The 22,358-nt window shown below is 57.2% G+C and carries 18 protein-coding genes; 3 read left to right on the forward strand and 15 right to left on the reverse strand.

What is annotated here, in order from left to right; all coding sequences use genetic code 11:
• The 13 genes from BN903_RS06190 to BN903_RS06245 all read right to left on the reverse strand — a co-directional run.
• Positions 1-1,346, reverse strand: a 1,346-nt coding sequence (locus BN903_RS06190) for a hypothetical protein (protein WP_048076899.1), incomplete at its 3' end; no start/stop codon positions are given.
• Between the two features lie 39 nt (positions 1,347-1,385).
• Positions 1,386-5,762 carry a type IV secretory system conjugative DNA transfer family protein gene (locus BN903_RS06195; RefSeq protein WP_048076900.1) on the reverse strand — a complete coding sequence of 1,459 codons (4,377 nt, stop codon included), beginning with the start codon at positions 5,760-5,762 and terminating at the stop codon, positions 1,386-1,388.
• Positions 5,755-7,848: a VirB4 family type IV secretion system protein gene (locus BN903_RS06200; protein ID WP_048076901.1), complete on the reverse strand. Its 2,094-nt coding sequence runs from the start codon at positions 7,846-7,848 to the stop codon at positions 5,755-5,757. Before BN903_RS06200 ends, BN903_RS06195 begins: the two co-directional genes overlap by 8 nt.
• Entirely contained in the window at positions 7,845-8,858 is a 1,014-nt protein-coding gene (locus BN903_RS06205) for a hypothetical protein (protein ID WP_048076902.1), read from the reverse strand. The genes BN903_RS06200 and BN903_RS06205 overlap by 4 nt, the downstream gene beginning before the upstream one ends.
• 3 nt (positions 8,859-8,861) lie before the next feature.
• A complete protein-coding gene (locus BN903_RS06210; RefSeq protein WP_048076903.1) occupies positions 8,862-10,223 on the reverse strand; it encodes a hypothetical protein in 1,362 nt (453 codons plus the stop codon).
• Positions 10,216-11,118, reverse strand: coding sequence for a hypothetical protein (locus BN903_RS06215; RefSeq protein ID WP_228841034.1), 903 nt, complete (start codon positions 11,116-11,118; stop codon positions 10,216-10,218). Before BN903_RS06215 ends, BN903_RS06210 begins: the two co-directional genes overlap by 8 nt.
• Positions 11,115-12,806 carry a hypothetical protein gene (locus tag BN903_RS06220; protein WP_228841035.1) on the reverse strand — a complete coding sequence of 564 codons (1,692 nt, stop codon included), beginning with the start codon at positions 12,804-12,806 and terminating at the stop codon, positions 11,115-11,117. The genes BN903_RS06215 and BN903_RS06220 overlap by 4 nt, the downstream gene beginning before the upstream one ends.
• Positions 12,796-13,218, reverse strand: coding sequence for a hypothetical protein (locus BN903_RS06225; RefSeq protein ID WP_048076955.1), 423 nt, complete (start codon positions 13,216-13,218; stop codon positions 12,796-12,798). The genes BN903_RS06220 and BN903_RS06225 overlap by 11 nt, the downstream gene beginning before the upstream one ends.
• A gap of 370 nt (positions 13,219-13,588) precedes the next feature.
• A complete protein-coding gene (locus tag BN903_RS17275; RefSeq protein WP_079890595.1) occupies positions 13,589-13,873 on the reverse strand; it encodes a hypothetical protein in 285 nt (94 codons plus the stop codon).
• Positions 13,874-13,992: 119 nt separating this feature from the next.
• Positions 13,993-14,367 (reverse strand): hypothetical protein, encoded by a 375-nt coding sequence (locus tag BN903_RS06230; protein WP_048076905.1) that lies wholly within the window; start codon positions 14,365-14,367, stop codon positions 13,993-13,995.
• 150 nt (positions 14,368-14,517) lie between these two features.
• A complete protein-coding gene (gene xseB, locus BN903_RS06235) occupies positions 14,518-14,700 on the reverse strand; it encodes an exodeoxyribonuclease VII small subunit (RefSeq protein WP_048076906.1) in 183 nt (60 codons plus the stop codon).
• A 2-nt stretch (positions 14,701-14,702) separates the two neighbouring features.
• Positions 14,703-15,755 carry an exodeoxyribonuclease VII large subunit gene (gene xseA, locus BN903_RS06240; RefSeq protein ID WP_048076907.1) on the reverse strand — a complete coding sequence of 351 codons (1,053 nt, stop codon included), beginning with the start codon at positions 15,753-15,755 and terminating at the stop codon, positions 14,703-14,705.
• 74 nt (positions 15,756-15,829) lie between these two features.
• Positions 15,830-15,997 (reverse strand): DNA-binding protein, encoded by a 168-nt coding sequence (locus BN903_RS06245; protein WP_048076908.1) that lies wholly within the window; start codon positions 15,995-15,997, stop codon positions 15,830-15,832.
• Between the two features lie 71 nt (positions 15,998-16,068).
• Here BN903_RS06245 and BN903_RS06250 point away from each other — a divergent pair, with 71 nt between their 5' ends.
• Together BN903_RS06250 and BN903_RS06255 are read left to right on the forward strand one after the other, a co-directional pair.
• Positions 16,069-16,779 (forward strand): hypothetical protein, encoded by a 711-nt coding sequence (locus BN903_RS06250; protein WP_048076909.1) that lies wholly within the window; start codon positions 16,069-16,071, stop codon positions 16,777-16,779.
• A gap of 43 nt (positions 16,780-16,822) precedes the next feature.
• Positions 16,823-17,653: an IS5 family transposase gene (locus BN903_RS06255; protein WP_048076910.1), complete on the forward strand. Its 831-nt coding sequence runs from the start codon at positions 16,823-16,825 to the stop codon at positions 17,651-17,653.
• 348 nt (positions 17,654-18,001) lie between these two features.
• On the opposite strand, the gene BN903_RS06265 is transcribed toward BN903_RS06255, so the two are convergent.
• Positions 18,002-19,222, reverse strand: a complete 1,221-nt coding sequence (locus BN903_RS06265) for a competence protein CoiA (protein WP_048076912.1) — start codon at positions 19,220-19,222, stop codon at positions 18,002-18,004.
• A gap of 192 nt (positions 19,223-19,414) precedes the next feature.
• On the opposite strand from BN903_RS06265, the gene BN903_RS06270 reads away from it, so the two are divergent.
• The gene (locus BN903_RS06270) at positions 19,415-21,154 is read left to right on the forward strand and encodes an SIR2 family protein (protein WP_048076913.1); all 1,740 of its coding nucleotides are present in this window, start codon (positions 19,415-19,417) and stop codon (positions 21,152-21,154) included.
• Between the two features lie 27 nt (positions 21,155-21,181).
• On the opposite strand, the gene BN903_RS16535 is transcribed toward BN903_RS06270, so the two are convergent.
• Positions 21,182-22,312: a hypothetical protein gene (locus tag BN903_RS16535; protein WP_154018058.1), complete on the reverse strand. Its 1,131-nt coding sequence runs from the start codon at positions 22,310-22,312 to the stop codon at positions 21,182-21,184.
• Between the last annotated feature and the right edge of the window lie 46 nt (positions 22,313-22,358).

Raw genomic sequence — 22,358 nt, forward strand, 5'->3', positions numbered from 1 at the left:
ATTCCTGTCCCGAGAGCCATCAGTTTTGCTGGCCCGCCGCCAGCGTTAACTTTTGAATCTCCGAAGGTGTTGGCCTGTTCGTCGACGAAACAGGACTGCCCGCTCTCGCTGTGCCGCCAGCATGGGTCGAACTGCGGACGCGGCTGATTTGAATCCGTATCGTAGGCATCGCTCGCGTAGTGGCGGGCAATTTCGGTGATGTCGATGTTCTCGACGGCCTCGTAGACGTCTTCTTTGAATGGGGTAATGGGCCGCCCTTCTAGGGCACCATCGAGTTCTTCTAATCGCTCTTGGCGTCGCTGGAGAGCTGCCTCGCGGCGCTGCTGCCGCTCCTGTTCCCGTTCACGCTCCGTATCGACCCACGCCTGCAACGTGGCCTGCCACCCGCCGTGCTCCTCGTAGAGATCCGGCCAGAGCGTCGCGACCAGCGAGTCGACACACTCCGTATGCTCGACCCGTGTGAGGTCGTCGGCCCAGCTGACCGCCTGCTCGATGAGGGTATCGTCGACGGTCTCGAAGGGACGGAGTTCGTATCTGACGTCGTCGGTCGAGATAGGGGTGACGACGGCGTCGTGGTCGGCGTGGATCGAGAGCGGCGGCTTGTACTGGCGGTTCTTGTTGTTCACCCAATCGGGCTGGATGACATCCCCGGCACTGTCGATGCGCTCGTTCACCCGTGTCTCTGCCTCTTGGAGCCACGTGTTCGAGCGGTCGAGGAACTCGTCGAACACCCGCTCCAGCGCGTCCGGGTCGTCGCTGAAATGATCCGCAATCGGGAGCGTGGCCTCCGGTGCTCCGAAGACGTACGCGCCTCCGACGGAATCCAGCGCATACACCGCGTCACGGGTGCCGTAGAGCGTCGCGTACACGTCGATGTAGGCGTCGAGTGTTCGCTCGAATAGCTCTCGGGTCTGGGCATCAAGATCGCCACGCTGGGGCTTGATATCGTCGGCGAGGTCGATGTCCCCCCACGCGGGCACCGCTCGGAGATCGACATAGCCGGGAGTCGGGGGCTCATCTTGCCAGACGGTCGTCCCCTCGGACTTGTCGTACCGACAGGGCTCCCACCGCTGGAAGGCAGCTGGTGTCTTGTAGGTGGTGACGGCGTAGAGCGTCCGTTCCAAGCGGTCGTGGATCTCGTCGTAATCCCAATCGAGGCGGGCGACCCGCCCGCGCTGCGGATACCCCGCCTTGATGGCCTCGACGTCGTCGTGGTCGCGCTTGATGTACCACCCGACGAAGTCGTTCAGGCCGATGGTCGGATAGTCGCTGACGGTCGCCAGCGCCTCGTAGACCGGTTCGGCGTGCCGGTAGTGTTCGCGGATGGCTGACTCGGATAGCGTCATCTCGTGAACTCCTGTACCTCCTGAGCGGGAGTGAAACGACTACTCACTGGCATCACCTGCTTCCCTCTGGTCGCCGGCGTCGCGAAGCTCGATTCCGACATAACAGCGCCGCGTCTGTCCGTCCAGCCATTTCTTATCGCGCTCGAACTTGACCCAGTCGCGGAACGCTTGCGTGAACCGATTTTTTGGTTTCACGTCGTAGTCCTCTGCTTCCGCGAACTGCTCGTAGGCGTCGTAGACGTCGGCGACTGCGACGAACCCGTCGTTGGATTCGATGATGTGTTCGCGACCGAACGCACCGATGCCGTACGGGTCGTCCTCTTGGTCACCCTGCGCGACTGACTCCTCGTCAGTCTCTTGGCTCGGCTCCACGCCAGCCGGATGAAGCTCCCCAGCATCGATTGCCTCTTTGAGCGTGGAGAGATCCGTGGTCGTCTCCGATTCTGGCGCGCACAGCTGGAGGGCCGGTTCTTTGTCGTCGGTGAGGATACCGATAGCGAACGAGCTCTCTGTGTAGTCCGGGACAGGAAGGTCAGTACGGGGCACGAACGGGCGCTTGACAGGCACCCAGTCCGCTTCGAATGCCTCCCGTGAGTCGTAGGTCTCGGGAAGCTCACCAGGTCTGAAAACGGTATACTTCTCGCTCTCGGCATCGTAACTGTACGTCGCCGGGAACTGATCTTTCGACACGCTCTCGAAAGAGTCGACCCGTGCGTGCTGGTCGCCCGAGCCGTCCTCGAGGACGAGAGCACCGTCACGCTCGAACCAACGTGTATGGCGACTGTCGTCGCTCGCGGGACGGACAGCAGTCACGCCGTCCGCTGCTCTGGCTCCACCATTGAATGTGACGTTGTAGTTCGTTGTATACAGCCGCATCTCGCCCGATGTGAGGGAGTTCCGCGGCTCCTGAAGGATCTTCGCGAGGCGATTCGCGATATCGGTTGGAGGCTGGCCGTCGTGGTCTGCGACGACGAACAGCGGGACCCGGTCGTGTTCTTGGGCCTTCCGGAGGTTCGCGAGGACTTTCGCGGGTCGGACGTGGGTCGTGGTCTCGACCTCGATCTGGACCTCGGTGTCGAGGTCTGAATGGGTCGCGACGGCGTCGGGGCGAGCGTCTCCATTCTGATCCAGCACTTCCACGGAGAACCCGGCTGTGACGAGGGATCGTTCAACCGTTGCGAGGGCTGCGTCGTGGGCTTCTCCACCCCCAGTTGGCGACGTCGACGTATCTGCCTGCGCCGCCTGTTCGCCCTCGTCTGTGAGCCGACACTGGACTGCCGACGCCCCATCTGGAAGGTCCACCTCGATTAGCGAGGATGCCTCCCGCACATCCGGGAGTGCTTCGTAGCCTTGCGCCTCGATGGTACTCTCGTCGATGCGGGAGAGGAGTTCCTCGTCGACAGCCTCAACCGATACCCAGCCGTTCGTCTCGCGGATCTCGTTGGACAGCTGGACGGTACGGATCGCACGGGCCATCGCCACTTCGAGCGGCAGTTCGTCAGCGTTCTCCAAGGCGACATCAGTCGCCGCGTCACGACTCTCGACAGTCGTCCCGCCGGCGACACCATACTCCTCGCGGGTATGCTCGTGGACCGTCTCCAGCGCGTCCTGGAACTGTTCTTCTTCTACCTCTGTCAGCGGCCGGTCGCTGTCGGGATGACCAGGCGGAATCGGGAGCGGCTCGATACTGAATGGGTCGGGCCCCGTTTCGCCGAATTGCGGGCTCGGGAGCTGAGCGATCCACTCGCCCCGCGGGAGTGAACTAATACGGTTCTTGAACTCGACTGGATCCATCGCCTCGTGCGAGAGTGCTTCGGCGATGTCGGCGTCGACGGCGATCTTCCCGACGAGGGGGCTTCCGATGTTATTCAGGACATTCAGATAGACTTCCCGATTTCCGGCCTCCTTCATCTGCTCGGGGAACTGCGTCACGAGTTCGATGGATAGCCGGAACTCCCGCCCCTTTTCGAGCAGGGTTGTCAGCGTGTCCGAGACGACGACAGACGACGCCTCGTCGATGAGCAGATTTGCCACGTAGTTATCCGGCTTACGGGCCAACTCGTCGCCGTCGCGACGCTTGACGGCATCGTACAGTTGCGTGAGAATGACGCCGGTCATCACGCGGGCGGCTTCGTCACGAAGGTCGCCCAGGTCGAAGATAACCACCTTATCCTCATCGAGGAGTTCGCGGAAGTCGAACTGCGACTCGGTGTTGTTGAAGATCCGCCGGAGATGGGCGTCTTGCGTGATGTAGTCCATCCGGTTGCTCATACCGCTCACGACGTTCGAGAACGTCGTCCGATTCGATCGTAGGTGTCGGTTGAGCTTATCGGCGACCTGTGGGTTACTCGATTGCGGTGCGTCCGCTAGTGTCGGATCTGGCGGCCCGGCAGCGTGGAACTGGGTGACCGCATGTTCGAGCTGGTCGTGGGTGAAATAGTTCGTATCCTGCCGGAAGTGCCCGTTTTCGAGGCCGTACTCCTCGTCATACATCGTTTTAATGAGATACTTGATGAGCGTAGGCGAGGCGATAGCATCTTCGTACCGCTCGGGGCCCATCACGAGCTTGATGAGTTCCTCGTAGTGGTCGGCCTTGTCTTGGATCGCGTCGACGCGTCGGACACCGTCCTCTAGCGCCGGCGTGATGTCGAAGAACGCGAAGCCGGGCAGGATATCTGGCACCGAGAAGTGGAGGACGTTTTCCTCGAGGTCCTCAACGCTGAAGCGCTTCGCGTGAGCCCGCATGTAGTTCTCGGGAAAAGTCCCGCCCTTGGAGTCGATTATGAACACGGGCCCGCTCGTCTGGTCGTGTAGTGAGAGGCCATCGTTGCCAAGCGCGACAGACTTGCCGGCACCGCTCTTGGCGAATCGGCCGACGTGGAAGGGGAGCAGATGCGGGGGAATCCGCATCGGCTCGGCTGTCGGCGTACCATCCTCGCCGAGACCATGGCCGACCGCCATGCCACGGTCCGTGAACGCCTCCATATGGTACTGTGACGGGAGTGGGAGTGGTGTCCGACTCTCTGGTTCGGCATCGGAGCCACGTCCGCCTTCGGTCGTGAGGGCGGTCGCTGGCGGAACGACAACGAAATTTGCCAACTCGCTTGGCCCGACGACGAGATCGGGACGACTCTTTCGCCAGTCGCTCTTCGCTACCATCTTGGCGTTGAATACTCGGCTGGCGTGCTTCTTGGCTCTCCGTCCCTTCTGGAGTCCACGACGCATCCGTTTCGGACGGAGGCGATAGTGGGGACCGTTCAGGTGGTCGAACACCGACCCGATATCGTCGAGGCGGTGGTCGACACGCTCGCGCTGCTCGTTGCCGCTCACTAAGGCGAGCGCTCGCATATTCATGCTGAACGTGTGCTGGGGTTCCTTCTCGTCGATCGACTCGACTCGTTTTCGGCCACCGATGTCGAGATATCGACGCTGCCGCCCCGTGTTGGAGGGACTCTGTGGTTCATTCTCCGTGTTTCCGAGGAGTTCTCCGAAGAACCAGTCGATGACCCGATCCTCGCCCTCACGGAGCTTCCGCTGGCGCTCCCGCGCCTCGTGAGTCCAGTCCGGCTTGCGCTGGAAGAGCACCTGAAACGCGATAGGGTGTTCTGCTCGAGTCAGTTGGTCGATGAGGGAAGTGAGCGGGGCCCGTGCGTGGTCGTCATCCTCGTCTTCTGTGTTCGTGAACTGAGGTAGTGTCGTCATCCAGTCCTCGCGACGGGTAGCCCGCCCATGCCAGGTGATTCCGAGCGGCATCGTGTCGTCGACACTCAGTTGGGGACGCTCCAGTTGGTGATCGTCATCGAGCTCTGAGTCGGAGGAACCACTCGTCAGAGGTTCGTCACTCGATTCGGTTCCAAACAGTACCTCGGCGTCGTCCTGCGGCGGCGCGTTCTCTGAGATCGCACCTCCGCCGTCACCAACCGGCTCCTGGGTTGTTCTGTCGAGCGACGTCACGGGTTCCGAGTCTGGTTTACAGGTACCGTTGGACTCCTCAGTTGTCGTGGTAGTTGTTTCGTGGCGGTCGTCGTCACCGACATTGCTGCCGTGAGCGGGCTCTGCTCGTGACGGGAGCAGTTTCGCCTCCAGGTCGAGCGTTACCCGCTCGAACGTCACCGTGGGTGGGTACAGCGTACGGAGCCGCTCCTCGAGAGCATCTACTCGTCTATCGGCACCGTAATAGAACTCGACCCGTTCGTCTGCTCCCTCGCTCACCGCGAGGAACTCGAATCTTGGTGGCGGATCACCGAAGAGACCGATACTCTCGAGAAGTCCGTCACTGCTGGCGTCGATTCCGTGGAGGCCGGCCAGTTGGCGGACGACAGTCTCCGGCGCGAGGTCACTCCGCGATGGTGTGATCCGGATGTACTCGACGCCACTATCTGTGGCCGCGTGGTCTGGTGGGCACTTCTCACTCATCTTCCTGTTGGGTAGTACTGGTTTGACCCCTGCCGTCGGCACGAGCGCCGGCCGCTGGGCTGTCGGGATTCGTTACACTTGCGCCGGATCCGGGCTCGATGTCGACCACGTCCGCCGCACCGCCGTCGATGACATGAGCTTCGTAATCACTTGCCCGAATCCGGAGCGGAAACCACCCTTCCTGGTCGATGCCGACAAGCGCTTCTGAGTACCCGTCCTCGTCCTCACCGGCTTTCGCGGAGGTGACCCAGTTCACCTGCCGTTCGCTGAGGTCGAACCACTTGGTGATCTTCTCTTTCTCCTCGTTGACCCGGTGAAGAACAGTTAGTGAACAGAGGTTCGCGATGGTTCGGGCCTCCGGCGTCAGCGCGAACTCACCTCCCGTTTGCGTGATGAATTCAAGACTTAGGTCGAAGTGGCGGCTGTGCCGGACGGCCGTCTCCAGGAAGTCCAGCGAGACGGCGTCGTTCATCAGGTAGTGCGCCTCGTCGATACAGAAGACGACGCGCTTGTCGGTCTGCTTGACCCGCTCGTACACACTGTTGAACAGCACCTGCATCATCAGACTGGTCTCCGCCCGGCCACGGGTGCCCTCTTCCTGATGGAGATCGAGGTAGATGACCTTCGAATCAAGGTTGAATTCGGAGGGTTGAGCCAGATTCTCGAGTTCACCGCCTTCACGGAACGACGGTCGGAGGTCTTTGAGCAGCGACTGCGCATCGGACTGGACGGCTTCCTGCTCGCCATCGGTGACGTAGCCGTACTCCTCTGGATCTTCGACCATCTCCTCAAGGACTTCGATGACGTTGTGGATTGTCGGTGAGTCTCGTGTGTGCGTCTCAGGATCCCGGATGATGCCGCGCTTCTCGTAGGCTTCTTGGACGGCCCGCCGGAGTGTCTGGTTACGCTCGCCGAGTGGGTGGTCTGCGACGTGCTCGAAGAACGTCGCGAAGAATGTCATGACCCAGGTGATCTGCTCGCCCCACGGGTCGATGTCGTCGACCTCCTGTAGGACGTGGTCGGGTGTCGGCTTGATCTCCAGCGGGTTCAATCCACGCCGACCACCGACCGTCACCCGCTCGCCATCAAGCGCCTCGTTGACACCGGCGAACCCCCGCATCGGGTCGAGCATAATAATGACCGTATCCTCGTCGAACATCGCCCGCCGAACCAGCCGGAGCTTTGTTGCGAACGATTTGCCCGCGCCGAGGCGGCCGACAACCATCATACAGTAGCCGGTCTGCCGGTTGAATCGGTCGAGAATGAGCGGGCTCGAATTCAGCGCATACGTTCCATACTCGATGCCGGGTTCAGCAAACGCACCAGAAACGAACGGGAACATCGCGCCGACAGCACCGCCAAGCATCGGCGTCTTGCTGTCGAGCGTCTCGTTGAACTGATCGAGGGCAATTGGACTGGCTGAGGTGAATGTCTTCAGCTGCGACCACCGCGGCGTCACCGGCGTCAGATTCGCAGGGGCCTGTCGGGCAGTCGTTGACACCGACTCAGTGTTGACGTTATCGCGCTCGTCGCCTCTGACCGTGAGGTACGTCGAGATGTCGAACGCCTGCATCGTCGTGTTTCGGAGGACGTCGTACATCTCTTGGTGGTCTTCCAGATCTTTCTCGACACCTCGGGCGCTCGCACGATGCTTCTCGGTCAGGTACTCGTAATCGGCTTCGAGATCCTCGATCTTGTTCTCCAGCGAATCCAGCGTCTCCCGCGTGTCGCGGGGGTCGATATGGATGCTGATGTCCGTCTGCTGGGTCTCGGCAGCGGCGTACAACTTCTCAAGGAACCCGTCCATCGGCGCATCGGGATACTCTCCGACCCACAGGCTCTGCGCCCATTGATCGTCCGTCCGGAGAGCGCTGGGCGTCCGTTCGATGCTGGATGGTGAGACGACTGTCTGGTGGATCTCGGGAATGCCGTCGACTGCCTCACCGTCGCTCTCGTAGGTGACGGTCAACTGCGACTCGCCACCAACTGTATCCTGGTCGTCAGGCGTCTCGTCTGTGGTTGCCTCATCGTCGCCGTTGGCTTCCGAATTGTTCGAGCCCGTGAAGGGGAGCAGATTTCGAATCATGAGTTGGTGATGACGGGGGAGGTGCGAAGCACCTGTTCAGGGTTGCCGTACTCGATCTCCTTGCCGATCCAATACTCCGCGATGAGGCGGGTGAGTTCGTCCGAATCGACGGGGCGGGTGTCACATCCTTCGATACCGCGGAGGCCTCGCTCGACTCGCCGACGCCGTTCGTCTAGTTCCTCGAGCATCGCGGCGCGCTCTTCTTCCTCCGGCGGGGCCGTGACGATCTGGACAAGGATACCCAGCACGGGGATTCCAGCGAGCTTTTCGAGCAGGCTGGCCCGCTCGTACCGAACTTCCTCGGGACGAACCGGAATGAGGACGTAGTGGTCACGGATGGTCATCTGGCGCTGTGCCAGCTCCCGGTCGTACCAGTCGACGTAGTGTTCAATGAGCGCTTGGAGTTTCTCGTTGGATTTGACGTCCGGGTCGCTCAATCGGTCCTCGTACCGCCCAACGTACTCGTCAGCAGGGAACGACTGCGTCGTGGAATAGATCTGAATCGGGAACTCGACAGTTGTATTGACGAAGTCTTGGAACGCCTCCGTCTTCTGTTCCCATTCCTCGTCAGTGGCGAGCGCCATCGTCGGCGGTGACACCTGTATTGCGCCCACAAGAGCCCGGTCAGTACGCTCAATGGCGTCGTGTCGCGGATACACTCGTTCGACGTGAGTGTACTCCTTCGCCTCCTCGTGGGCGATCTCCGTCTCACTGCGGTGGAACCCCACGAACGTCCCGAGCCAGTCGAGGCTGTTGGTGTAGCTGGGTGTGAGGTAGACGAACAGGCCCCCGAAGGCGATCGCAATCGCTGCGACTGGGATGGTCAGCGCGGACACCGGGATCCCGCGTACGGTGAGTGACGGTGGGATAGCAACCTGCGTCACTAAGACCACCAAGACGCCTGGAAGACCTGCGACTGCGAGGTCCGTGAGCGAGTACTTCCCGAGGAACTGGGTGTCGGTACCAAGCGACTTCGGAATTCGTTTCGTGGGATCAGTTGCGGAGCTCATGGGTTACTGAATGTACCGGGGAGGGTCATCTCTCGATTCTCGGCTCCGGCTCTGGGATTGTGGGTCACGGAAGGCGTCGTCCCGATTGACCTCTTCGCTCCCGTCATCGCTGTTGCCATCGCCACTAGAGCGGGTACTGGTGGTAGCACCACTACCGCCGCCACCGGACTTGCCTTGGCTCCCGTCTTCGTTGCTGTCTGTAATCGCGTTGCGAAGACGAGAGCCGGTCGTATTGAGTCGTTGGCCGGTCGTGTGCGCTCTCGAGTCATTGGAATCCAGAACATACTGCCCGCCGGGTTTGACGGCTGGCTCGTCGCGTACCCCCCGGACGAAGTTCTTGCCACCCTGCGTCGCTGACCGTAACCGTTCTCGACCACCTGACAGCCGCCCACGAGCCGTCTGGGTTGAGACATGTTGAGCTGCCCGTCCGGCGATAAAAAATAGGGCTCCTGCCTGCCAGAAGAGGATAAACGGCGACGCTACGGCAGCCAGCGGAATAATGAGCGCCGTCAGCCAGGCTCCGAACTCGCCCGCAGAGAGGCCGAAACTCGTACCAAGGATATCACCGAGGCGGAACAGTAGTGCGACTGGCACCGTCATAAACAGGAATGGGACGTAGAAGCCGGCGAGTTTCTTCATAAATTTCGAAACTAGCGAAAACGGCCCCACGCCGGGAATCCAGAAGACAATAAGCAACGGCATGAGGAACACGAACAAGTAGAGAGCGAGCTGCCTTGCGAGGTATATGAGACCAATCAGTACAAACAGGATGAGGTTCGTCGACAGGGCGAGGACCGTACCGAGAACTCCCATCCCGGTGAATGACAGCGTCTGGAAGAGCGTAATATCGGAGACAGAGGGGACAAGGAACCCCCCTAAAGCGTCGATAAGTCGAAGTGAGAGGGCTGAGATCCACCACCACGACAGAATTCCAAGCAGCCCCGAGAAGGCCCGCTTTTTCAGCTTCGAACGATGGTATCCGCTAAACAGGTGGCTGGTCGCCTCGAAAAAAATTACAATTCCAATAGAGAGTCCATACAGTGTGAGAGTTAGCGGGATCATCGTCTCCCAGTAGAAATCATAGATCTGGGGCCACGCACCGTTTGAGGGGGAATTAAACACAGAATCAGGATGTGGAGTCCCTACAACAGTTCGTAGAACGGCATCGCCGTGATTCTCGATGATCGTCCGGATCGGGCTAAACAGAACACGGAGTAATTCCTGAATTGCCCCGACGATGGTATCGCCGAGGGCACCATTCTCGCTACTCCCGTCGCCTTGTGCGGCCACCGAAGCTGGTCCGAGACCAAGTAATCCGACGAATCCGATGACAGCCGAGAGCACCTGTCGACGAACTCTACGCATTATTACTCCCTCCACTCAGTAGCTCGATGTCAGCATTCTCGCAAGGATGCTGAACAGCGGCCTGATCATCTACATGATACCCGCCGGATAGATCAGCTCGAATCGGCTGTTCAATATCGCCATGTGGTGTCTGGACGACGACGGTTAGCTCAATAGACCCTCCCTCACACGAAATCGAATCGTCATCGCTGATGATCAGGACCCCACGCCCCTTCAGGAATCTCTGCTCAGTGTTGGGCTGAAGGAATTCCTGTTGTGGGTCCTGGGGACGTTCAAATCTCGTATCAGCGACCCCATCACCTTCGATAACCTCCGGGGCATTCGAATATGGGGCGTTTCGGAACCCAATATTGTAGACCCATGTCGGTCCAGTGCCGGTGTTCTCAACCGTGACGAACAACCGCCCGGTACTATTCTGGTCGTCTACGTCAACGTCTGGTTCGACATCAACGACACTAATCTCCGGTCGAAGCTCAACCGACATCGTATCCGAAGACTCGCCCCGGACGGCGACCAGTTCATAGTTGCCAGTATCGTAGGAGCCACCGGATTTGTAGAGAATCTGGAATTCTGCTGTCGTTACTCCTTCTGTAACTGTTACTTGTTCAAACGTTCCTCCGTCTGGAGAGATCAGATTGAGACGATCGACGTCGTGATCTTCAGCTAGAGTCACGACGAGGTTGGGTCCCACAAATTCGATCTCCTCGAAGACGGAATCAATAGGTGGTGACGGTGATCCTGTCGGAGATTCCGTCCCATTGCGGGCGGTGTTCGTCCCCAAACACCCGGCGACGCCGGACAGGAGAGCGGTCCCGGAGCAGGCTAAGAGACGACGGCGGCTGATAGACTGTCCTATTTTCCGGTCGTTGGGTGTAGAAGTGTCTCTGGACATCATAGTGACCTCCATGGGGGCCAAATCCGCCAGCCGGTGATGCGGTCGATAAGGAACACCGCAAGGAGGAACAGCGAGACGGGAACGCCGATTCGGAACAGCGTCGACACTAACCGAAGCACTGAGCCTTGTAGCAGGACGGTGTCCGAGTCGCTGGCATAGCCGGGTGAATTAAGCCACCAGTGACCGGGTTCGTATTGCGTCGACACGCCGCCAGGGGGTCGTTCAATCGTCGTTGTGACGGTTCCGTTGCCGCTCGTGTTCACCTGCTGTCCGTTGACGACGATCTCTCCGCCCCGTTCGTTGGTGTTGATTGGAGCGCCAGTATTCGCGTTTTGGAGGGTGACCCGGACAGTGACGGTATTTTCGGTCTGATTCACTACTTCTAGGGTGAGATTGCTCTCGGAGATCTGGATCTGAGCAAACTCATCTGCTGGCCGTTCTGCCCTGACACCTCTGACGAGCCCCCACGCGCGGACGGTTTCAGGTTGCTCGTCGGTCGTAGCCCGTGTCGCGATACCGTAACTGGCAGTGTACTGATCTGTTAGAACGTCTAAGTGGATATTTGACGGGAGTGTTGGTGGCGACGTCGACGTGCCGTACACGTCCAGTATCGTCACGTTTTGGCGAGGCGACGGCGTCGGACCCGTCTCGATGGGATAGGCGTTCACCTGGAGTGGCTGAAGCGGTGACTGGGCAGTTCGCTGTCCATCGTTCGAGCTGTAGACCAGCGTATCCCAGTCTGTGTCTCGGGTCGAGTAGAACCGCCAGACTCCTCGGACATCACCGTTGGGGAGCTGATATCCCAGCCACGGTTGGTTCTTATAAACGACGAGACCGAGATCATCGTTCGGATATTCGGCGATGAACCCAGAGACTTCGAGATCGTACTCCGTGATCGCGATGGAATCAGTCACCGTAACACTCTCAGCGGGATACGAAACGGAACCCTGCCAGCTGGTACAGTCGCCGTCGTCGTTGTGGGTGGTACAGATCTCGACCTCCTTCCGAAGCCGGACCGAAATGTCCGCTTGGAGCGTGAATTGGTGTTTCTCCCCAGCGTACCTACCTAGGGAGTACGATAGCGCCGGCGTGTGCGAGCCACCAGCCGTCGTCTCTTCACTACCGTTGACGAGCAGTACTGTCTCCTCGACTTGATGGCTCTCGAGACTCCAGTAAACGCGACGATCGCCAGAGGTGTCGTCTGGCGGTACTGCCACTCGATAGTCGATAGTTCCGCGAAGTGTCCCGTTTGGAGCGACGTAGAGCGGCTGTCTGGACGGTGACAGACGTGCTCGCGTGGAGGGCTGGACGGCGAACACCTCAGCGTAGGCCTCCTTGATGAACTGTCCGCTGTCGAGATTCGAATCTGACGGGTGGATCGACACGGATCTGTTGGTCGAAGGGAACTCTTGGTGGTCGCCCCGATTCCATTGCTCTGCGGCTTGGGGCGGTGAATCGAACGGGATATCGGTTCCCTTGCCAAGCTGCTCAACCGCTGACCTAGTACTCAGATTTGCGCCGTCAGTCGTGTTGTCTCGATCTCCCGACCAGAGTTTGTGAAAGGTCTCCTCTGGAACGCCATGGTCGGTGCTATTTGGGGGATGAGCGCTCACTGGAACAGCAGCTGTCATTGCGATGAGGCTCGCGGACATGACAAGTATGAACCCAAGTGCGTAGTTAGAATCCACAGCTCGTGCCACCGACCACGACATTGTTCAGGATGAACTGGACGATCTCCGTGCCAAGCGGCGCGACGATCACACCCCAAAGCAGGCCCTGATTTCGGACCGACTTCATCTCCTTCTTCCAGTCTGATCGGCGGGCAAACGGGATCGCGACTGTCGCCCCAAGTGCCAACACACCGCCGATAAGCGGTCCACCAAACTGAATGATGGTGAAGATGTTCTGGATGGTACCGGCCATGTTTGAATCGCAAAATGCGCTCCCCGGATCCGACTGTGCGGCTGCCGTTCCCACAAACAGGAACAGCGGGAGAAGTGCCAACAGCATCAGACCGATTGAGCCGTGGATGATACGGACTGGGGATGGCGATTCCTCAGTACGAGCCGGCGTCCCACCGGAGCAGCCCTGAGTACACATCATCTGTCGTAACGACATGGGGGACAAAAAATAGTCAGAAAATTTGAATGAATTTGGAGGTCTTCAAAGTTCTCCAAGTTCTTTAGAGAAGTTTCAATTCTACAGGACTATATTCGACCGCGTTGCCTAAGTCGGCCTAATGGCAGACACTAATACAACCTCCAATACTGGTGGCACTAGCGCCGAGACCAGTGACGATGTCGCTCGGATCAATATGCGAATCCCACAAGAAAAATACGAGTGGTTACAACAAGAACTGGATTCGTTCACAAGTGATACTGCTCGATTTCAGTATCTTATCTAGTTCTACTCTGACCACAAAGGAGACGAAACTGACTGTACCTGATCGGCCACTGGGAGAAAAACAACGCTAGACCGTCAGCGGGACAACGATAAGCAACGGGCAATCCTCACCTTCAAAATAAAATTGTTTCACTGCCGCTGCGTCGTGAAATGTCTCCGCATCTTTAGGAAGGGTAATTGTGCGAGCGCTACTGTGGTCGTGGATCGAATAAATACCGAGTTCGACGAGACCCTGACACTCAGTCGGATCTAGCTCTTTACTCACTACCTCAAGCCACGCCTCAACTGACACAGAGGACCGCTCATCCGAGTCAGCTTCGGGGCGGTTATTGCGGGGACTTGCTTGTGCCATGTTATATATCCACATACTTGCGCCAAGTCTATTAAATATTGTGGGCCAGAAATTTCTATTAATTCGAGTAGATAGCAAATGTAGCATTTATATGACGAAAATAGAATCGAATACAAAATCTAGTCTGCCGCTTCAAGACACGATTGAATGTCAGAACCCGTCGGGAAAGTCAAAATCAGGAGTGGAATAGTTACCAGTGACCATTCAACTGGGTCCAGCTGAGGAAGTGAATATATCGAGAGATACCCAGCAATCCCGAGGAAGACGAATGGGGTATAGAGAAGAGTCGGAGCGACTGATCCAACCCGAATCGCAAACGTGGGCGCATCGGGGTCGTAGATGGCGTCGACGTACGGTCCGCGGCGATTCACACCAAACGTGACTGATTCCGCGTAGAGGCTATGAACCACGTAATGCGCCGATTCGTGGAGAATCCACGCGATACCGCAGGCCACCAGATAGACACCAAATATCAGCACTGTCTCGTGGAGCATCGTGGCTCAGTCCTACACAGCCCAAATTGGACGGAGGTCGTAATTAAGCCTGAAGACTGAACCTGAACTGGCACAGGGTTAAGCAACAAAATGGAATATAACCAGCGGTATGTTGGTTAAGTTGATGGCTCACGTCGACTGATGGGCTAGTCACTCGATTTCGGTGATCTCCCCGTCTCCTTCCTGGAGCCGCTCCCGGATCTCGGACAGCAACTCCTGCCCTTCATTGTAGAGATCATGGCCGTCGTCCAGCGATACCTCGTCCGTATCGAGCTGCTCGATAATCTCTTCGACGCGATCCATGCTTCGTCGGATGTCGGAATCCTTTGCCATCCTTAGATCACCCCCAGCCAGAGTGCGGTGATGAGTAATAGCAGCAGAACGAGCACCACGATTGCGGCCTTGTAGTAGACCGGTGGGAGGCCCTCAGCAGCAGGTGCCTTCTCGACGGCTTCAGCCAGCTCCTGTTCGTGTTCGTGTACCTGTTCGAAGGTCTCGTAGGCAGTGTCAAGCTGCTGCTCTAGCGGGCCGATTTCGCTGGCAAGGAAGTCATTCCGAGACTTCACGATGTACTCGCCGGCGGCTGTCGGGGTGATCGCGGCCATATCCGCCACCCGATCCGCGATTAACCGGTCGTCAGTATGGCCGATTGCCGTGACGATAGGCGTGTTCGCGGTGAAGATCGCCTCCGCGACCCGCTCGGTGTTGAACGCTTGGAGATTCGAATCGCTCCCACCGCCACGGCCGACGATGATCGCGTCGACGTCCTCCGAGCGGTCGAGATGGTGGATGCCGTTCGCGATGGACGTCGGCGCGTTTGACCCTTGGACGGTTGCGTCCTTCACCACGATGTCGACGGTCGGTTCCTGTTCGTGAATTGCGTTCTGGATGTCGTACCGGGCGTCCCCTCGGAGGGACGTGACGACGCCGACCCGCTCCGGGAACGCCGGCGGGCGCTGCTTCTGTTCGTCGTCGAACCAGCCACGCTCCTCGAGTTCGCTTCGCAATCGCTCGACGGCCGCCGCCTGGTCGCCGTCGCCGACGACGATGACCTCCCACGGTTTGAGGTCAATTTTCCCACCTTCGACCCAGTAGTCGATATCACCCTCAAGGATGACTTCGCTGCCGTCTTCGAGGTCGGCATCCATCTCCCGATAGCGGTTTGCCCAGAGCATACAGGGGAGCTCGGCGTCGTCGTCGGTGAGCGTAAAGTAGAGCGCCGTACTGTTCTGGTGGAGGTCAGTGACTTCGCCAATACAGCGGACGCCGTTGAGGGCAGGCGTGTCCTGGACGACCGACGCGATCCGGTCGTTTAGCTGGGACACGCTAAGGACCTCTCTCGCATCAGGTTCGACCGCCTGCCGTTCGGTATCCGGTACGTCCGCCATTTCGTTTCCTAATTTCTGAGCAGGAACCTCAAAAAGCTACGTTCGAGTGACGGGGTGGGCTGCGTTACGCAGGCCTACAGATCGCGGGGCTGGACCGTCTTCCGGTCGTTGGACTCGGCACGCTCGGCGGCATCATCGAGCAGTTCGGCGACCTCTTCGTTGAGGGCGTCGTAGAAATCGGCCGAGACGTTGTTCTCCGACAGTGCATTCTTTACAGCTGCTTTGACGATCAGGTCAGACATTCCGTCATAAGATTCACCAGCTTCTATATAAACAGTCATTCTTTGTATCTCGTAGCTCTCGGAGGATTAGTATGGAAGAACTCGATTTAGAGAACCCGTTGGCAGACTTATGGCGTCGCAATTTCGCATTTGGCTACTGGGATAACCGAATCAAGAAACTCAACCCCTACAATCGCTACGACGGGATGGACTCGCTCTATATTCTAGCTCAATTATCTGATCTATATGCCCACCTGTTCGCGGTGAATGCTCGGAATCCAGAGCAGCCCTGGATGATGGTGAAAGAGGATACCTATACACGGGATATCGCCAGTGTTCTTGATGAGCTTACAGTTGAGATTGATAATGGCGAGATGGTGTCAGTCAGCCGCTTAGCGGAGGAGCCGGAGGATCTAATTGACTTTGAGCAGGTTATCGATGAAATAGAGGCAACAGACCGGGAGATGATCGCACGAGAGTTCTTAGGGTGCTCCGCAGTCTACGACGAGGAAACAAATGAATTAGACTTCGTTGAAGATCCCGACCTACATATCGCAGCTGCGAATGCCGCCCTCAATTTTTGGCGAGGATTCCGACCGCTACTGAATGATTTGAAGCACGGGTTTCGCGTTCTACCAGTCACGATCGCGGATATCGAGTGGCTTTGGGAAGAGGGGCTTTTCGGACAGTTGGATACCGAGGTTGAAGATCTAATAGACGACATGGAAGCTGTACAGCAGGACCAATGGGGCTTCTTTTTCCTTAGACTGGCTGTGTTGAATCGCCATACGGCGGCAGGGTAGGTCGCTAAATCAAAGGCGTTGAAGCGGGAAGATTTGGTTGCCTATGACACAAATCTCCCGCTTCATCGGGGAAGTTGTGCCGGTTGCTCAAAGAGTTACTGGCGATGGAGGCGAATCCGCCGCCCCGGAAGGCGGCGGCGGATTCGCCGACTACGCACTCGTTTCCCTCCACTGTCTGCGAATTTACCTCGACACATCCTATCGGATGACGATCGATCTACTCAAAGAGATGCCACAAATAATCGGGGAGATCGGCCTTGATGCGGCCGATCTCCCCGTGCCGTCCACGTTGTGTAAGGCGTTCGACCGGATCAGTATGAGCGTCTGTCGAGTGCTGCTGCGCCAGTCGGCGCAGCTGCACGATCTCTCCGAACACGCCGCGATAGACGCTACATTCTACGAACGCTCAGCAGCGAGCCGCCACTACTGCCAGCGAATCAGCTACCGCGTTCAGAAGCTGAAAGTCACGAAACTCGTCGATACAGCGTCTCAAGCTGTCCTTGACGTTCACTGCTCGACGAACCGAGAAGGAAGCGACGCAGATCTCGCTGAGCAGATCGCCCGCCGGAACGCGGGCGATCTGCGGTCTCTCGCTGCCGATAAGGGCTACGACAAGCAATCGCTCCGCGAAGGATTACGCAATCTCGGGATTAGACCGCTGATCAAGCACCGCATCTTCGCACCGTACGACCACGCACACAACGCTAGAATCGACGATAACCGCTACAATCAGCGCTCTATGACTGAAACTGTGAATTCGGCTGTGAAGCGCTCGCTCGGCTTCGCCGTGCGAGCGCAGTCGTGGTTCCGTGAGTTCCGCGAGATTGCCTTGATGTGTATGGTCTACAACATCAAGCGCTTCGTCAAACAGTGAATCTCTACGCCTTACAGCGATTCAACACAGCCCTTAGACTCCAAACGGAGTCGCTGGGGAACCGACATTACGACGCTGAGTTGAACCTCTACCATGTGAATAGTGAGGTGTGCAAGCAGATGTCGAAGGTGATTTTGAACCTCATCTACAACCTGATTATGGGACGAGAAGGCGGACAAACTATAGCAGAACCGATGTCAGAGGCAATAGAGCAGTCCAGTTCTACAGATGTCTACTCAATCCAGACCTTAGAGCATCTAATTACGATGAGTCTCCAGGTAGAGAAGCCTACGTAAGTCCTATTTTGGGGTCCATTCGGCTGTTTTGAGGTTCTCGATTTTACCGCCTCTACGGATCTATCTGAAAGCAGTCCGGGCAATAGTCCCAGTCCGCCTGTTTGTGGTGAGATCGGTTGTTACACTTTTGCGGATTTCCGTTTAGGTGGTCCAATCCCCAATCCGGGTTTGGAGCTTTTCCGAACAGAATTGCCGCCTCCGTCTCCCCATGCCCGGTATGGTTTGTGAGGAGGTGAACAGGGCAGTGCTGGCATTCCCAGAGCGCGACGTCGACGCGGTCGTCGTACCTTCTTTCGATGACTTCCTTCCTCCTCCATTCGTGAATGCCGTGTGGTCCGCGACACGGTGCGACATCGGTACGCTTTGCTAATGCTCCCTCAAACGACCGTTCACGGCCGAATGAGTCGCTGTTCTTCCAGTCGTCAAAATTGTCCGCAACATCGGGATAGGGGATAACAGCGTCACGAAGAACTTCGATGTCGACCTCTGGTGCGAGCACCCCTTCGTAGTCGTACACGAATCTGGTGAGTTCGTGATCGTACCGCCGGCGTGATCCGCACCACCAGCAATATTCGTATTCGTACCTGTCCGGATGCGCATATCCTGGGACCTGGCTCCAATTGTGGCTCCCGTATTCTTCGACGAAATGGCAGCCTTGGGATTTCTCCTCCCAGTTGAGGTTCGCTTCGACACGAGTGTCGAACTCCCACGGGTCGTACTCGCGGATGCTGAAAGCACTACCGTCGTCGGCTCGGAACGCCTCATCCACGACCTGGTAGTCCAGCTGCTCGTCACCAATGTCCTCAGACTCCAACCACGCAACTGAGTACCCCGCTGAAAGGTAATCGTGGGTGGTCCCTTCGATATCCTTGCTGTGGTGCTTGTGTTGAACCTCGATGATGAGGCCGCCTCCGAAGAAGGGGTTTTCCTTATTGAACTCAACGAGGGCATCGGCCCGTCGAGTCTCGGGAGTCGTCGGCGTCCCTGTCGCGTCAATTTTGATTTCAGCCCCGACGCGTGCTGTATTCGGATATTGGTCAGCAAGCGTAGCGACCGCCAGTGCCGTACAGCGAGCGTGGGTATCTGATTCCTCCTGGCTCGCCATTGAACAGGACTCTGCGGCGTCATCAGCGGCGTGAAAGAAGTGGCGGGCGCGGTGCTTGCCATCACGAGGATACAGGATACCTCGGCACTCAGGACATTCGACGGGCTGGTGGTCGTCGACCTGTGTAGGTGTAACAATCTTCCCGTCGGCGAGTGCTCGGAACGGCACGGTCAGGTAAATCGAGGCACTTCGGTCGCTTTAACGTACTGTTGTTATACCGTTCAGTTCTGACTGATCCGCTGCGATCCGTCGACAATCGGAAAACGCTCATCTCGGACTAATCCCTCTCACGGCAACATTTAGTTCGGTTTACCGACAAGGTCGACTCATGTCTCGATATCTTCGGGCGGAGGGTCCAATATGGTAGATGAACGAATGTCGATGACGTTCTCTGTCCGTAACAATCCAGGCCGCTATGCGCTTCTCCTTGGGTCTGGTGTCTCCACGGAGGCAGAGATCCCGACAGGGTGGGCGGTCGTCAATGAACTCGTGAAACGGGTTGCCACAGCTGAGGATACATCGATCGAAGAAGGTGCTGATCCCACCGAGTGGTATGAGGAAACCTACGATGAGCCTGCAACGTACGAGAACCTCATCGAGGGACTCGCGAGAACGCAGACCGAACGTAGGAAACTGCTCGAGGAATTCTTCGAGCCGTCGGATAAAGAATCTGAACGCGGTGAAAAGCAGCCCACTGACGCACACGAGAGTACCGCGTGGCTCGTCGACAATGGGTACGTTGACGTCATTCTCACGACTAATTTTGATCAGCTCATCGAGAAGGCCCTCCGTGACCAAGGCGTTAATCCTGTCGTGATTTCGGGTCCTGAATCAGCCCGAGGTGCGGAACCGCTACAACACCAAGATGCGGTCGTTGTCAAAGTAAATGGGGACTACAAGGAGACAAACGTCAAGAACCTCAGCTCGGAGCTTGAGTCATATTCTGACCCGATGCAACAGATCATTGACCGCGTTTTCCACGAATACGGGTTGATTATCTGTGGGTGGTCCGGGGACTACGATACACGCCTCCGGAAATCCCTCCAAGAATGCGAAACACATCGGTATTCGACATACTGGACGTACTATAGTGACCTCGGAGAAACCGCTCAAGAACTCGTGGCCGCCCGCAATGCTTTTACAATCCATCATAACGGCGCAACCTCGCTGTTCACCGACCTCCGAGATCGGGTGCGAGCACTCGAGGACGCCGAAGACGGCGAACCATTGACGACCCCAATCGCCCGTGAACGTGTCAAACGATACCTCACCCGAGAAGAACACAAAATCGACCTTTCCGATCTTATTCGTCAAATAGCACGGCAGACTCGGGAGGACATTTTCGATGAACACCGGTTGCCTCTCTACGGCGAAGAATTAGCGGATGATTTCACCGCAGATGATCGGTTTCGAGAGTATGGGGACTTGATGCCGACGATAATCACGGTACTGATGACCTGTGCGTATTGGGGTAATGAAACAGCCAATTCGGGGGAGAAAGCAATCTCAAATGCTCTTTCTACACTTGCTCCGAGTCAGAACCCAGATGGTAAATCGAATAAGCGCCTGAGGGATCTCCGCCGATATCCTGCCACTCTCGGGCTGTATGGTGTCGGGCTCACCAGCATCGCGGCCGAAAATTGGTCGTTGATCTCCTACTTGTTGACACAGCCTATCGAAGTCTTTCATCCGAGGGGGCGACAACCTATGGAGAAGAATCTCGTTGAGGAACTCCATCCTCGCTATCTAACCCGTGAATGGGGACGTGGTTTTGATCGAGAAGGCGCAGAAGAGTCCTTGCGGTCTTCGATGAAAGAAACGCTCTGTGACCCAGCACTGGAGTTCTTCACGTCAGAAACCATGTTTGAACGGGAATTCAAGCGATTCGAAGTGATCCTAGATCTTCTCTGGTATGCTCAAGGTAATGGTGACGATGTCGTTTCCCTCGGTACCACGTATTGGGGGGAAAGCATCGATGAACTCGAAGCCGAGATCGAGCAACAAGGTACAGAGTGGCCGTTAATCCGAGAAGGGGTTTTAGAGATAGATAGCAGTGAAGCCATAGAGCTGCTGGATACTATTCGGGAGGACTTACATTAAACTGGCAACGTTGAATGTATACGATCGTCAGGTATCGTTCGAGAAGTGTGGGGACCCTTTCTGTCGGCCGGCACGTTGCCATAGCCGATCCAAGCTCGGACGTAGTCCAGTTCCATCATCATCCATCGTCTCGAGGATGCTGTGTTTCGGTTCTTCTTGGTCGCTGAACGGTCGGAGTGATGCGCCCAGCGAAACCCCAGCATATGACGTGGGGAACTGGTAGTCTTCCACCCCGAGAAGCGTGACGAACGCGTATACTGGCGGCTGTGCCCCCAGTACATCTAGTACATCAAGTGACCCTGGTACTATCTGTATCAGATACTTCCCAACCTCTGGATCAACGTGATTCGGATCGGTCGGTGAGAAGGCATCTACAGTAGTCTGTTCGAACGTAAGAGTGGTGACAGCCTCGATGTAGCCGTCTTCAGCCAGAAACACGTACTCTGGGTGTTCTTCTTGTATTCGACTATTGATGGAGACAACTCCATCACCAACTGGTCTCCCGGCTAGATGGCTTCGTCCGCCCCCGAATAGCGGAGGTGACGGTAGCTCAGATGGAGGAACTCCGTAATCTGTGCTGAACATTCCAACCGGGAACAAATGGAGAACTGCACATGGACCGCTTGGAAGTGTATTCGGGAGAGAGTTCGACCGCGACTCGATCATTGAGAGGCGTTCATCCTTTAGCGCCTCCATTTCCTCAACGGGATCGGTCGTGGGCTTTGCAGCATCGATACCGAGATGTTCTTCAGCGAGGTACGGATTTCGGGTCGTAAGCTGTGTACGTAGGTCAGCCCGTGTGAGGATTGTTACGGGAAAGCCGAACTCATCCTGAAGTCGGTCGCGAACCTCGTCAACGACACGCGGTGGTTCCGGAAGTTGATTTACTACAAATACAACGAAATCACGGTCGAGCTCACGGTTAACCGTCTTCTGTGCGTCCTTTCGGAGCTTCTGTTTCCAGTCGTTCCTGATAGTGAAGTGGGCAACTCCAGTGTCGGTACCTCGTCGGAGGTCTGCATCGCGTCCGCCATCTGCCCCCACCCCTTCGGTAGGCGAAACGTCGTATCCACGCTCGCTCAGGATATCCGCAGCAAGCTTCTCGAACGTACCGGCATCTACCTTCTCTAGAGCGATTTCCAAATCCGTCGCTGGCATCTCTGACTAGAACGAAATTGCGGGAGCGTCGTTAGCGTTGTCCTCG

The organism is Halorubrum sp. AJ67, assembly GCF_000513435.1.

Bases quoted from the DNA above. Each gene is read 5' to 3' on its own strand.
- xseA (WP_048076907.1), bottom strand. From the start codon at position 15,755: ATGGCGGACGTACCGGATACCGAACGGCAGGCGGTCGAACCTGATGCG.
- BN903_RS06225 (WP_048076955.1), bottom strand. From the start codon at position 13,218: ATGTGTACTCAGGGCTGCTCCGGTGGGACGCCGGCTCGTACTGAGGAA.
- BN903_RS06245 (WP_048076908.1), bottom strand. From the start codon at position 15,997: ATGTCTGACCTGATCGTCAAAGCAGCTGTAAAGAATGCACTGTCGGAG.
- BN903_RS06205 (WP_048076902.1), bottom strand. From the start codon at position 8,858: ATGAGCTCCGCAACTGATCCCACGAAACGAATTCCGAAGTCGCTTGGT.
- BN903_RS06215 (WP_228841034.1), bottom strand. From the start codon at position 11,118: ATGATGTCCAGAGACACTTCTACACCCAACGACCGGAAAATAGGACAG.
- BN903_RS06270 (WP_048076913.1), top strand. From the start codon at position 19,415: ATGGTAGATGAACGAATGTCGATGACGTTCTCTGTCCGTAACAATCCA.
- BN903_RS16535 (WP_154018058.1), bottom strand. From the start codon at position 22,312: ATGCCAGCGACGGATTTGGAAATCGCTCTAGAGAAGGTAGATGCCGGT.
- BN903_RS06250 (WP_048076909.1), top strand. From the start codon at position 16,069: ATGGAAGAACTCGATTTAGAGAACCCGTTGGCAGACTTATGGCGTCGC.
- xseB (WP_048076906.1), bottom strand. From the start codon at position 14,700: ATGGCAAAGGATTCCGACATCCGACGAAGCATGGATCGCGTCGAAGAG.
- BN903_RS06200 (WP_048076901.1), bottom strand. From the start codon at position 7,848: ATGATTCGAAATCTGCTCCCCTTCACGGGCTCGAACAATTCGGAAGCC.
- BN903_RS06210 (WP_048076903.1), bottom strand. From the start codon at position 10,223: ATGCGTAGAGTTCGTCGACAGGTGCTCTCGGCTGTCATCGGATTCGTC.
- BN903_RS06255 (WP_048076910.1), top strand. From the start codon at position 16,823: ATGACACAAATCTCCCGCTTCATCGGGGAAGTTGTGCCGGTTGCTCAA.
- BN903_RS17275 (WP_079890595.1), bottom strand. From the start codon at position 13,873: ATGGCACAAGCAAGTCCCCGCAATAACCGCCCCGAAGCTGACTCGGAT.
- BN903_RS06195 (WP_048076900.1), bottom strand. From the start codon at position 5,762: ATGAGTGAGAAGTGCCCACCAGACCACGCGGCCACAGATAGTGGCGTC.
- BN903_RS06230 (WP_048076905.1), bottom strand. From the start codon at position 14,367: ATGCTCCACGAGACAGTGCTGATATTTGGTGTCTATCTGGTGGCCTGC.